This window comes from Blastocatellia bacterium, from assembly GCA_016713405.1.
Taxonomy (GTDB): Bacteria; Acidobacteriota; Blastocatellia; order Chloracidobacteriales; family JADJPF01; genus JADJPF01.
Genome location: JADJPF010000009.1, coordinates 14,823 through 27,487, shown reverse-complemented (window position 1 = coordinate 27,487; position 12,665 = coordinate 14,823). Strand labels below are relative to the sequence as shown.

Sequence of the window (12,665 nt, the reverse complement as noted above, 5' to 3'; positions counted from 1 at the left end):
TTTGAAAGGAGTGTCTATCTAATGGGAAATGAAACTGTTACAACTCCATCTGGGTTGCAATATGTTGATTTAGTAGTAGGAAGTGGGGCCTCCCCAATTTGCTCAAACCGTTTCTGTACATTATACGGGCTGGCTAACAGATGGAAAAAATTTGATAGCTCTGTAGATCGTGGTCAACCTTTTCAATTTCAGATTGGTGTAGGAATGGTAATTAAAGGTTGGGATGAAGGCGTAATGACAATGAAGGTTGGTGGAAAACGTAAGTTAACCATTCCTCCACAAATTGGTTATGGCGCACGTGGAGCAGGTGGAATTATTCCTCCTAATGCTACATTGGTTTTTGAAGTAGAACTCCTAGGAGTCAAATAGCTAATATGCTAGCCAAGAAAATTTCTATTTTCTTTTATTTTCTTGGCTAGTAAAAAATATATCTACTTCGCGTCTATTGATTAGCAGTGTTATAATCGAAGAGTTATCAAATTTGAATATTAATATTAAAAGTTCAAGAGTAGGTAACTTTATGCACCAAACATCTACAGAAAAAAAATCTTTCTTTAGCTGGCGTTGGTGTCTTATTGCCATAATAATTTTTAATTGTTTTGCTTGTGCAAATCCTAATAATCGCAGAGAAACCGAAGTTAAACTTCCCCCTAAAGGTGTTCGTCTCAAACCTTCCTTACAAAGACCTAATCAACGTCTTAGTCTTGCCGTTGAACCCTTAGAAGCACATACGCCTAATTGGGTTAATCCTGATATGAAAAAGCAACTTTCTGAGGCTCATAAAGAGCTAGGCAAAGGTTTTGCTGTAACTGGTTTTGGGCCATTTATTATTGTTTCTAATATCAAAGCAACTCGGCTTCAAGAAGTAAAAGAAAATATCATTCGTTCTAGTTATAATTCTTTTTATAGGGATTTTGTTCCATTTCTCCTGTTTATTTAACAACTATTTATATTTTTAAGAACCAATCTGACTATAATTTTTATAGCCGTAAATTGTTTGATGAAGACCCGACAACCCCCTATGGCTATTATCGTTCAGCAGAAAGAGCAATATTAATTAACTTTTCTACTGGTAGTGGTACTTTAGTACATGAAATGGTTCATTCAATTCTTGATGCTGATTTTCCTGGTGTTTCAACTTGGTTTAATGAGGGTTTTGCTTCGCTTTATGAACAAAGTCGTATTGAGGAAGGTTCAATAGTTGGCTTAAATAACTGGCGTTATGCAATTCTAAAAAAAGCTATTGATAGCAATTCTACTGTTAGTTTAAGAACTCTTCTTAGCAAAACAGAAGCAGAGTTTTATGATGACCCTAATGGTTATAATTATGCGCAAGCCCGATATTTATGTTACTACTTGCAAAAACACGACTTACTAAAACCTTTTTATCAACGCTTTAAGCAACAGCAAACCCTAGATCCTAATGGAATTAAAACACTAGAAGAAATAGTAAAAAAAGATTTAGAATCATTTGAAAAAGAATGGCTTGAATGGGCCAAAACTATAGAATTTAATAAATAATCTTTAAAGCTTAGGTATAAACTTATAATTAACATGGATGATAATAAACCTAAATTACTAACAGAAAGCTCTGAGTTAGACAGCCAGGAACAAGCATCAAAACCTGGTTTTTTTCAACGTGCGTTTAATCGCACTAAAGAAGCTATTAAAAATGTCGATGAGGCTATAACTAATCGAGAAACTTTCCGACGTATTGAAGATCGTTTGCAAAATCATGAAGAAGTTCAAGAGCTTTTAGCTTCTGACTTTTCTGCCAAAATGGAAAAAGCAGAAAAAGAACTGTTAAATTTAGGAGATCGTTTAGATAAAGAAGTTGAAAAATTAGTAGCTACTAGCACTGAGCAAAGAATTACTTTTGAGCGTACTTTAGCCGAAGTAACTGCTACAGTAACAACAATCCATAATACTGCTACAGAACTTCGTACTACAGCTAATACAGCACAAGAAGCTTTAACAACTGCAAGCCAGCAACAACAAGAAATGCAAAAACAAGCTTCTGGTCATTTAGCACGCTGGAATAATGAATCAGAAACCTTAAAGATGGATGTTCGCAATCTACAATCACAAATGCAGCAACTACAGCAATCATTTCAGCAATTTTTTATTACTGCAATAATTGGCTTTGTTGTTTTAACGGCATTGATAGGTTACTTATTATTTAAGGATTAAAACCCTACTGTATTGCAAATATCGCAGCTATCACAGGGTTTTCCTTTTTCCATTGTACATTGTTTGGTTTGAAGAAAATCTACAAACTCGCCTAACTCATTTACAGGATTAATTCTAATTTGCGAAGGGTGTAAATGTTGTATTGGAGGCTGTGAATACACAATTACAGGTAAGGGATAAGAAGCTGCTCCTTGATTTAGTTGTGCCATTATAGGGTTTAATATTGATGGTATAGATTCTTGTTGTATTTGGGTTAGGTTTTGATTAGTTATATTTTCTTTTGGTTTAGAAGCTGTTGAATCTATTGGACTATCAAGAATTTGTGTTAGATCCGCTAAGTCCGTAAACTCTATACCCATTTCTATTAATTTACACCGCAAATCTTCTACAGCACGTCTTAAGCCTGGCCTTAAACTTTCTACTTCTGCTAATGGCCCGCTAGCTAAAATAATTACTCTCTTATTATCAAATAATGCTTTTACAACTAATGCTGAAGTAGGACAATCCGTTTGTAGTAAAGTAACTTTTGAGACTAAATCAATACTTGGCCCAATTATTATAATAGCTTTAGCACTAGACAAAGCAGCTATTTTTTCTTTAACTACATTATTTTCAATAATTTCTTCATTTGGAAGAAACTTTAATACTTTACTACGTAGTAGTTCACTAGATTCTTCACCAAAAATAATAAAAGCACGTTGAGGGTTATTATTTTTTAGTAGTTTACGTGTTAACTCGTCGGCCATTCGCCTAATTAAATCCTCGTTTGGCATTATTTAACCTCCAAATTTTGTGCTTCTACTGGCTCAATTGTATCTACAACACAAATAATAGCAGAATCAATGGCATAACCTTCCCGACCCGTTGTAGCCGTAGAAGCCGACCATCCTTCTTGTATCACTATAACTATGTCGCCTGTGCCAGAATCAACTGCATCCAAAGCCATAAAGGATTGACCCTTTAAGTTACCTTCTAAGTCCAGCGGTTGCACTAACATAATTCGTCCGCCAGTTAGCTCGCTAGCCTTTTGTGTTGCTACTACATTTCCAACAACTTTTGCTAATATCATTATGGTTTAACAACCTTTGGTTCTGGTAAATCAATATTTACTCTATCAACAATCCCTGTAATAGTGCAATCTGTAGGGATTTCATCAGGCATAAAAGGAAAAGATGACTCTTTACCTCGACACCAAAAAACTAATTCCCCTGCCCCACTTCCAACACAATCTAGCGCGATCATTGGCTTGCCAGCAGGCGTTCCATCTCCATCAAGAGGTTGAATTATTAACAATCTTTGTCCTATTAATTCTGGATTTTTTATTGTTGCTACTACATTACCAATAACTCTTGCAAGTCTCATGTCATTTAATTTATTAGCAGTTTAATCAAAATCGCTCAATTCTAATAGAAAATACATTTTTTCTACAACCTAGCATAGGCAAGAACCTGTTTTTATTCTAATTTATCTACATTATCCGACTCTTTTTCCTTTTTTTCTGGGTTAGCACAACTTTGACATTTTAATGAAGAAACATCTATATGCACATTACAAAAAGCTTTTTGGCAAACTTTACAACTTAGGGATGTTTGATTCTGGCAATTTGTACAGGGTTTAAGGATTTGTACTTCTACAGACTTATCTGCACTAGTAGATTCAAAAGAAGATTTAACAGAAAAAGAAGGTTTGTCAAATGATGGTTTTATTTCAAATGATGGCTTTATAACCATAGGTTTATAAGAACTAACTTTAACATTATCAACAATTTTAGATGTAGAAGTGCTACGAATTACTAACCGAGGTGCTTTATTTGATGATGCAGAAAGATTAGATCCGTCTCTTGGCCCAATATTTTGTGGCATCATTTGTGGCGGCATTTGCCCCATTTGATTTTGCATCATTGGCGGCGGCATTGGCGGCGGCATTTGTGGCGGCATTTGCCCCATCTGATTTTGCATCATCATTTGTGGTGGCATTTGCCCCATTTGATTTTGCATCATTTGTGGTGGCATTTGTGGCGGCATTTGTCCCATTTGATTTTGCATCATTGGCGGCACCATTTGTGGCGGTATTTGTCCCATCTGATTTTGCATCATTTGTGGTGGCATTTGTGGCGGCATTTGTCCCATTTGATTTTGCATCATTGGCGGTGGCATTTGTGGCGGCATTTGTGGTGGCATTTGCCCCATTTGATTTTGTGGCATCATTGGTGGTGCTTGATAAGACGACATTGGCGACATCTGATTTTGGTTAATGATTGCTGACAAAGGTTGTGGGCGCATTTCTATCATAGGTGGAACTTCCATTCTAGCTTCTGGCAACCGTTTATCAGTTTCTTCTAGTTGAGAAAAACTTAAAGTATCTAAACGTAATTTGATTAATGCTAAAAGATTTGTATTTCGTCGCTCAATTTCTAATAAATCATTTTGTTTTAAGATAATTAAATTTATTTTTTCTTGATGATAAAGCCTTTGTATAGTTGTTTTTAACTTAATTGAGTCAAATAAATTTGAGCTATTTTCACTATCACATATAAATAAAACTAGCGTAGTTATCCCTGTTAATTTTAACTTACCTGCTAAACCAATTAAATCCTCTACTTTTAATTCTCTGTTCCAATAACGCCATTCTACTGCTAAGTAATTTCCTAAGTTTGCAATCACTGGATCAGTAGATAGCCTACTACGAACCATTAAGCTAAAACTATTAGATGGAACGGCTTCATCACAAATAGTAAATTTATCTACTGTACTAAATAAATAAGTGGAAATGTCAGCTAAACAAGCTTCAATAGTTTCTACAGTTGAAATACGACGTAGAATATCTAGCAACATTGAAAAATAAACATAATTAAAATTACTAATATGATGTAGTTCATTAACAGAATTAATAGCTATTCCATTTTTCAATGTACGTAAATAATTAATTTGGCAATCTTCTGGATAGGCGCATCTTTCTGGATAACGACGGGCATATTCACGAGCAAAACTAACAAAATTATTTAGCTCAATAGTGCTACATTTTAGAGTTTGCCTAAGCATTAAATAGGCAGGATTAGAAGAAACTATTCTTAATTGATTAGCAACATCCATTTCTAGGGTATTAAAAACTTCTTCAATTAAAGCTAGGCGAACAACTTTACGAGCGGATGATTCATCACCTAATAAATAATTAGCCCAACCTAAATTTTGCAAACTAAAGCCCTTATAAAATCTTCGCCTCATATCTCCTTGCTGATTTAGCTGAAATTCATAGAGTGCAATCAATAAATCTCGTCCAATTTCAGGAAGTTTTCTTTCAATTAAAGTCCAGGCTAGAGCGTTCCAAATTTGAGGAATTTCTAAGCGGGATAAATAACCAGGAGGTTTGTTTTGTGCCGTAATTTGTCGGAGTTTACCAATTACATCATCTAGGCGAGTAGTAAAGTACCTTACCATTTCTGCAAAGGTTTCCCCACGTCCTAAAGGAACAAGAAATTCGTTCCAAACAGCCATTTCTTGCTCTGGATCTGTAGCTGAGAGCAGACGACGATGAGTATAATCTAACTTTTCCGCCAGAGTCATTCTATCCATAAAAACTCCAAATATTAATTTTATCCCTTAAATTTCAGGTTGTTTATTGTTTGGATAAGCCTGTTCATAGGCATTAGCAGCCTGCAACAACCTAAGTTCCTCAAAATGAGGTGCAACTAATTGACATCCTATAGGTAAACCCGTAGAAGAAAACCCACAAGGAATGCTAATTCCTGGAACACCTGCTAAGTTTAATGTTACCGTGTAAATATCAGCTAAGTACATCTCCAGTGGATCAGATGTTTTTTCTCCTAACTTAAAAGCTGGTACTGGGGCCGTAGGCATTAGCATTATATCACAGTAAGAAAAAGCATTACGAAAATCTCTTTCTATCAAATTTCTTACCTTTTGAGCTTTCAAGTAATAAGCATCATAGTATCCCGAAGATAAAACATAAGTTCCAAGCATTATTCGTCGTTTTACTTCATCACCAAATCCTAGGTCACGAGTTTGACGATACATATCAGATAAAGTTTTTGCTCCCTCAGCACGAAAGCCATAACGTACCCCATCAAAGCGAGCAAGGTTAGCACTAGCCTCAGCCGTAGCAATAATATAATAATCAGCAACAGCATATTCAGAATGTGGCAGTGTGATGTCCACAGTAGTTGCACCTAGGTCTTGAAAATTCTTAATTGCTGTTTCAACTGCTATTCTAACATCTGGATTTAAGCCTGATCCAAAAGCTTCTTTAGGGATTCCTATGCGTAAACCTTTGATATTTGTGGTAAGTGCAGACAAGTAATTTTGTGAAGGATTATTTGAAGAAGTAGCATCATGATGGTCATGTCCTGAGACTACTTGTAAAAGCCTAGCTACATCTGATGTAGTTTTACCAAACTGACCAATTTGGTCTAAAGAAGAACCAAAAGCAACAAGTCCATAACGGGAAACTCTTCCATAAGTTGGCTTTAGGCCAAAAATACCACAAAAAGAAGCTGGTTCGCGTACTGACCCACCAGTATCAGACCCTAGCGCAGCTAAACATAAATTTGCGGCTGTAGCAGCAGCAGAACCCCCGCTAGAGCCACCTGGAACACAAGACAAATCCCATGGGTTATGGACTGGGCCATAAGCAGAATTTTCATTTGATGATCCCATTGCAAATTCATCACAATTAGTTTTACCAACTATAATTGCTCCTGCATTATTTAATCTTTCAATAACAGTTGCAGAGTAAGGAGGAATAAAGTTTTCTAAAATTTTAGAACCGCAAGTAGTACGTAGTCCCTCAGTACAGATATTATCTTTTACTGCAATAGTAACCCCAAAAAGTGGTGATAATTCTTGATTCTCTGATAGTTCTTGGTCAAGGTGTTTTGCTTTTGCCAAGGCTTTTTCTTGGTTAAGGGTTAAAAAAGCATTTAATTTTGGGTTAATTTTTTCAATTCGTTCAAAGGTAGTTTGGCAAAGTTCTGTAACTGTAAATTCTTTATTTTTTAGTGCTTTATGTAGTTTCTCTATTGTTAAGCCAACAATCTCCACAACTTGCTCCTTAAATCCCAGCCCTAAAGGTCTGAGCTATTATTAATAGTCTACTTACTTCACAACACAATATAGGTTGATAAAGACTAGATCTAAGGTCTAGTATCGTACTAAACTTTGTTAACACTGTCACCTTGTGCAAGTAAACAATCATAACTATTTGACTAATTTGGTTATTATGAGGGCAAAGAATGATTAAACAAAAATTTATGCTGTCAGCTATTTTACTAACAGGATTTTCAATAGCAACATTACCAATAATGGTTACTGCTCAAGCAATTGACCAAAAAGATATAGGTAAAAGCACGAGGTTTCCAACATTACAAAGAGATCGTTCAGCACAAGTAATCTACACTAGGCTAAGACAAATGGAAGATGAGAGAGGTATTAGTAGCGACTTTCTACAATATTTAACCAATTCTCATGCAGGTGTAAGAAAACAAGCTGTTTTAACCTTAGGTAGAATTGGTGATCGAAGTACGGTTGGCCCAGTTGGTCAAGTTTTACTTGATGATGGTAATGCAAAAGTACGTGAATATGCTGCTTTTGCACTTGGAGAAATAGAAGATGTTAGAGGTGTAAGAGTATTAATTGCAACAGTTTTAAGCAAAGGTGAGCAGTTAGAAGTTAGAGCTAGAGCAGCAGAAGCACTTGGAAAAATAGCTAGTATGCCTGAAAATGTAGCTCTCTTAGGTGAAGAAACTAATGAAAGAATAGTTAATGTATTAAATAATATTTTGCCTAAACCAGCAGCAGACTTAAAAATAGGGCATGAACACCTAGTAGCACTTACTTTAACTGCACTTATGCGTATACATTCACCTAATTCTATTGAACCAATTGCAGAACAATTAGCTTCACCTAATGCAAATATTAGGTTTACAGCAGCTAATAGTTTAGCGCGAATTTTACGGGCAAACCCTGGCAAAGCAACCAAAACTGTAATAGATTTAGCTTTAACAGCACTTAAAGACCAAAATGCTTTGGTAAGAGCTACAGCAGCAAACGCCCTAGGAGCAACTAAATCAGCAGATGCAGTTGAGTCGCTAATAATTTTACTTAATGATAATGATATACAAGTGCAAGCAAGCGTCATCCGCGCTTTAGGCTCAATAAATGATAAAAAAAGTGTTAAACCATTGATTAAATTAGGTCAAGAACTTCTTAAAAATTATCGTGAAGCTAAAAATCCTCTTAACTCAGAACTTAATCAGCTTTACTTAATAGCTACAACACTTGGACAGCTAAAAGACAAGGAAGCTTTACCACTTCTTAAAGATTTACGTATTTTGCCTAGCGGTATAATTGGAGGTAATGTAGAAACTGAAACTGCTATAGCGCAATTTGGAGCAGAAGCATTTTTTGACTATGACCCAATTAATAAACTAAAAAAAGATTTTTGGCAGGAAGCAGCTAACTTTGCTACTGGACTAGGCATTATAGCTAATGAAAGAGCTATTAAAGCACTTGATGAGCTATTTGCAGAAAAAAACTTAGATGTGCGAGCAGTACCAGAAATATTACGTGCTATGCAAAAGGCTAAATTCTCCAATATAAACAACATCTTGAGAGAACAATTAAAGGCAGAAGATATAATTGTACGGGCAACAGCAGCAGAGTTACTAATGGACAGTAACTTAGAGGAAGATTTTAAGGCATTGGTTACGGCTTTTGAAAAATCTAGTAATGATAATATGAATGATGCTAAATTAGCTATTTTAATGGCTTTAGCAAAATTTAGCACAAAAGCAAATAGCATTTTACTAAGTGCATTAAAAGATCCTGATCACTTAGTGCGTCGTCAAGCTGTAGATTTACTTAAAATGATTAATGCTGGAAATTATGAAGATAAAATTGGGACTCTAAAACTGGATCGTAATCGCAGATTCTACGAAGAACTTACTAAGCAAGCTGGAATAGAGAAAGTTCCTGTTGCAGAAATAACAACTTCAAAAGGAAAAATTAGATTTGAGCTTTTTGCTGCTGACGCACCTTTAACAGTAGCAAATTTTATTGCTTTAGCCCAAAAAGGTTACTTTAACAACATTTTATTTCATAGAGTTGTGCCTAATTTTGTTGTCCAGGGCGGAGATCCTCGCGGTGATGGCAATGGCGGGCCGGGTCATCAAATCCGTTGTGAAATTAATATGCGTTCTTACCTTAGAGGAAGTGTTGGAATGGCACTTTCTGGTAAAGATACTGGTGGAAGCCAATTTTTTATCTGCCACTCGCCACAACCACATTTAGACGGAGGTTATACGGTTTTTGGTCAAGTGATTTCAGGAATGGAAGTAGTTGATAAAATTGTGAGAGGCGACTTAATTGAGAAAATTACTATAGAACTACCTCAATAAATTCAATAGTTTATCGCCAACGGCTAAAAGGATTAGCAACCAAATTAGCATTATAATATCTAATATCATCAGAAACTTCTTTACCTATCCAACTAGGTAAAATTAGTTCTTGGTTTTCATGCGTTAGTTCAACTTCTGCAACAATTAACCCATGATTTTCTCCTAGATATTCATCTACTTCCCAAATAAGATTAGAAAAACTAATTTTATACCTAAACTTTTCAATTATTGGTTTTTCACATAGAAAATCTAGCATTTGATTTGCATCTGTTAGGGGCGTTTCATATTCAAATTCCGTTCTACTTACTCCTTGAGTGATACCTTTAACAGTTAAATAAGCCAACTCTCCTACAACACGGACTCGCACAGTCCTTTCAGCGGTAGTACATAAATAACCTTGTCTATATAATGTCCCTTGAGCCAAATTACGCCAATCATGGTTTACTACTAAAAATTTTCTTTCTATTTCTTGTGCCATTTTATTTACTCCTAAGTAATAAAAACTAGAAATTAAGAGCAATTAAGAAGGCTCATAATAGCAAAAAGACAGCAAAAGGTTAATCTATTTGCTATCTTTCGTTTGATAATAAAATTTACTAGATTTTATTTGCTTAGAACTTCAATTGCTTTTTCTAGGACTTCATCTTTTTTCTGGGCAACACCTTCAATAGTGCGTGAAACAGCAATAGTGGGCTGAATACCTACGCCATGATGTTGAGAACCATCATGTTTAAGGACTTTCATACCAGTCCAAATTACTTGGTAATCACCTAAAAGCTTAATAATATTAATATTTCCATTTGTTCCAGCAGTTGGTGCGCCAACAATTTCTGCTAATTTATAAGCTTCTACAATGCCTAAGTAACTCTCAGCATAACTAATTGCTCGTCCATCAGTAAGAAAAGCTATTTTAGCAGCAAGTTTTGGCTTTTTAGGCTCTAACATCCAACGTCCATCAGTGTTGAAATTTAACATGTCTTTATGATCAGGTGTTGAAACCATAGGAATATTCCAACGTGCTGATTGAATAGGCTTATCTGTTAAATAACTTAGAACTATTGGAGAAATTTGTCTAGGATAACCACGTAGGTCAAAAACAATTCCTTTAGCCTTTTCTAACTTAGGTAATGTTGCCATAAAATCACCATCTGAAATACGGTCTAAATCAAGATAAAAAATACCTGGCTTTATTTCAGCAACTTTTTCTGGTTTTTGTTCCTGTAACTCATAAAAAAACATTGTTCTTTTTAGTGTAACTGCTTTTTTCTCACCGCTACGAGTTTCTATTTCTAATGTGCTTTCAGTGTCTTTTAAGCCTGTTAACAAACTACTTACGGCTCTAAAACGTTTCCATTGAGGTGTAGCACTTGATATTAAAGCCTCTTTTTCTGCTAAAACTTCAGCACTTGATCTACCATCTATTTTTACTATGACATCACTAGGAGCTAAATTTTTATCAGCTAAGCTTGGTTCCACTTTGGTTATTACTAATTTTCCATCTATCCAATCTAAAACAATAGGTACACTATAGTAAGCTTGTTCTTCTGGATGTGTAACATTTCCATGTCCATCTTGAAGATCTGCAATCATTAGTTTTAGGGTTTTGGTAAATTCTTTAGCGGTTTTATCTTCAGCAGCAGATTTTAGAGCTTTCTTTAAGCTTTCTTCCCAGTTTACTTTTACTACATCAAAGTAAGGATAAAAATGTTGTGCTATATTCCAAATAAGTATTACATTGGCTAAACGTGTTGAGCGATCATTACCAGAATATTTTATTAGCTCTTCTTTTATAGTTTGTTTATTTTCTGTATGAGGAATAGTCTTTTCCCCATCAAGATAAAGAGCAACAGGTATAAGACAAGATATTCCTTGGCCTAAATCGCCAATAAAAGGTTTGTTTGGATTAGGTGTTTTGTCGGATAAGGCTTGTTGGACTCTTTCACTTTTATAAGCAGAATTACTTGATTTTGTTTCAGCACCAAAACCTTGGTGTTTCCAATAAGTAATTTTGCTAGTATTTGTTTTAGTTAGTTCTATTGGTAAAGATGGTTGTTGTCCGCTAGGAAAAATTCTTATAGTTGGGGCTATAGGTTGAAAAAGAGTTGTTAACTTTTCCATTAATTCAGCATTGTTTTTAGCATCTTCTATTATTTTTATCCCTTTAACAGCTAAAGCCTCCCAATTTGTGTTGGCGGCTTCATCGCTAGGATGAAAATGTCGGACATAACCAAAAAGTTTAGTAAAACTAGAAACATTAGCTAAGGCTTGTTCGGTTAATGGTTTAGCAGGTTCTTTTAAGTAAGTTAGAGTGCCAATTTCCTCAATAGAAGCATTATCAAGCCAGGCTTTTCCCTTACTAGTTAATATCATGCCAAAATTAATTGTTTCAGCATCTTCATCAATATCCGCAATAATGTCGTAGTAGCCCCAAATGGATGAAATTATTGGGCGATCTTGCATATTATCAAAAAAACCCGCTTGTTGATTAACTCGATCTACTCTTAGCCATAATTGAGCTTTTGAACCAATATCAGATTTAACAGCAGCACGAAATTTTATTCTTTTACCACGAAATGCTGTTGCATCTACAGCCTGCATTACATTACCAAACCCATTTGGATTAGTAGTTTGGTCAGTAAATAAGACTACAGATTGTTTCCCATGTTTAACTGTATCTACAACTAATTTGGCATCATAGCCAAACGCTTTTGTAGGAGAAACCCAGCCTGTGGGAAGTTGGCCGATTTCACCTTCTTCAAAATCTAAATTTATGGCTTTTTCAGCTTTTTTATCTAATTTCACAGGACTATTTTGAGCTAGTAGATTTACTCTATTACTAGAATTACTAAAAACAACTAGTAATACTATAAGAAGTATTATTACCTTGTAATAAGGCTTTTGCATAGTGCCTCCAAAATAATGTTTTTTATTAAGTGTATTATATGATATAGCGATAAAGATTAAAATTTTAGCTCAAAGTTTTCCAGAACTAAGATTTTATTACTACCAAATAAACGTTAGTGTGATTAATTTTATTAACTCTCTAAACAATTTAGTTAACTAT

General features: G+C 35.0%; 12 protein-coding genes. 5 read left to right on the top strand and 7 right to left on the bottom strand.

The window, feature by feature from the left end:
- The first annotated feature begins 21 nt into the window (after nucleotides 1-21).
- From IPK14_13210 to IPK14_13195, 4 genes are all read left to right on the top strand, one after another.
- Nucleotides 22-369 (top strand): FKBP-type peptidyl-prolyl cis-trans isomerase, encoded by a 348-nt coding sequence (locus IPK14_13210; GenBank protein ID MBK7994334.1) that lies wholly within the window; start codon nucleotides 22-24, stop codon nucleotides 367-369.
- Between the two features lie 151 nt (nucleotides 370-520).
- Nucleotides 521-940: a hypothetical protein gene (locus IPK14_13205; protein ID MBK7994333.1), complete on the top strand. Its 420-nt coding sequence runs from the start codon at nucleotides 521-523 to the stop codon at nucleotides 938-940.
- A gap of 53 nt (nucleotides 941-993) precedes the next feature.
- On the top strand, nucleotides 994-1,521 hold the full coding sequence (locus IPK14_13200; protein ID MBK7994332.1) for a hypothetical protein: 528 nt from the start codon (nucleotides 994-996) through the stop codon (nucleotides 1,519-1,521).
- Between the two features lie 33 nt (nucleotides 1,522-1,554).
- Entirely contained in the window at nucleotides 1,555-2,190 is a 636-nt protein-coding gene (locus IPK14_13195) for a hypothetical protein (GenBank protein ID MBK7994331.1), read from the top strand.
- Here IPK14_13195 and IPK14_13190 read toward each other — a convergent pair.
- From IPK14_13190 to gatA, 5 genes are all read right to left on the bottom strand, one after another.
- Nucleotides 2,187-2,963: a hypothetical protein gene (locus tag IPK14_13190; GenBank protein MBK7994330.1), complete on the bottom strand. Its 777-nt coding sequence runs from the start codon at nucleotides 2,961-2,963 to the stop codon at nucleotides 2,187-2,189. The genes IPK14_13195 and IPK14_13190 overlap by 4 nt on opposite strands.
- Nucleotides 2,963-3,259 (bottom strand): EutN/CcmL family microcompartment protein, encoded by a 297-nt coding sequence (locus IPK14_13185; GenBank protein MBK7994329.1) that lies wholly within the window; start codon nucleotides 3,257-3,259, stop codon nucleotides 2,963-2,965. The genes IPK14_13190 and IPK14_13185 overlap by 1 nt, the downstream gene beginning before the upstream one ends.
- Entirely contained in the window at nucleotides 3,259-3,552 is a 294-nt protein-coding gene (locus tag IPK14_13180; GenBank protein ID MBK7994328.1) for a EutN/CcmL family microcompartment protein, read from the bottom strand. Before IPK14_13180 ends, IPK14_13185 begins: the two co-directional genes overlap by 1 nt.
- Before the next feature lie 92 nt (nucleotides 3,553-3,644).
- Nucleotides 3,645-5,762, bottom strand: coding sequence for a hypothetical protein (locus IPK14_13175; protein ID MBK7994327.1), 2,118 nt, complete (start codon nucleotides 5,760-5,762; stop codon nucleotides 3,645-3,647).
- A gap of 27 nt (nucleotides 5,763-5,789) precedes the next feature.
- Nucleotides 5,790-7,247, bottom strand: a complete 1,458-nt coding sequence (gene gatA / locus IPK14_13170; protein ID MBK7994326.1) for an Asp-tRNA(Asn)/Glu-tRNA(Gln) amidotransferase subunit GatA — start codon at nucleotides 7,245-7,247, stop codon at nucleotides 5,790-5,792.
- Nucleotides 7,248-7,438: 191 nt separating this feature from the next.
- Between gatA and IPK14_13165 the strand changes: the two genes are divergently transcribed.
- Nucleotides 7,439-9,601, top strand: a complete 2,163-nt coding sequence (locus IPK14_13165) for a peptidylprolyl isomerase (GenBank protein ID MBK7994325.1) — start codon at nucleotides 7,439-7,441, stop codon at nucleotides 9,599-9,601.
- A 10-nt stretch (nucleotides 9,602-9,611) separates the two neighbouring features.
- Here the strand turns inward: IPK14_13165 and IPK14_13160 are convergent, their stop codons facing one another.
- On the bottom strand, nucleotides 9,612-10,079 hold the full coding sequence (locus IPK14_13160) for a CYTH domain-containing protein (GenBank protein ID MBK7994324.1): 468 nt from the start codon (nucleotides 10,077-10,079) through the stop codon (nucleotides 9,612-9,614).
- 125 nt (nucleotides 10,080-10,204) lie between these two features.
- A complete protein-coding gene (locus IPK14_13155; GenBank protein ID MBK7994323.1) occupies nucleotides 10,205-12,505 on the bottom strand; it encodes a hypothetical protein in 2,301 nt (766 codons plus the stop codon).
- Nucleotides 12,506-12,665 lie beyond the last annotated feature (160 nt).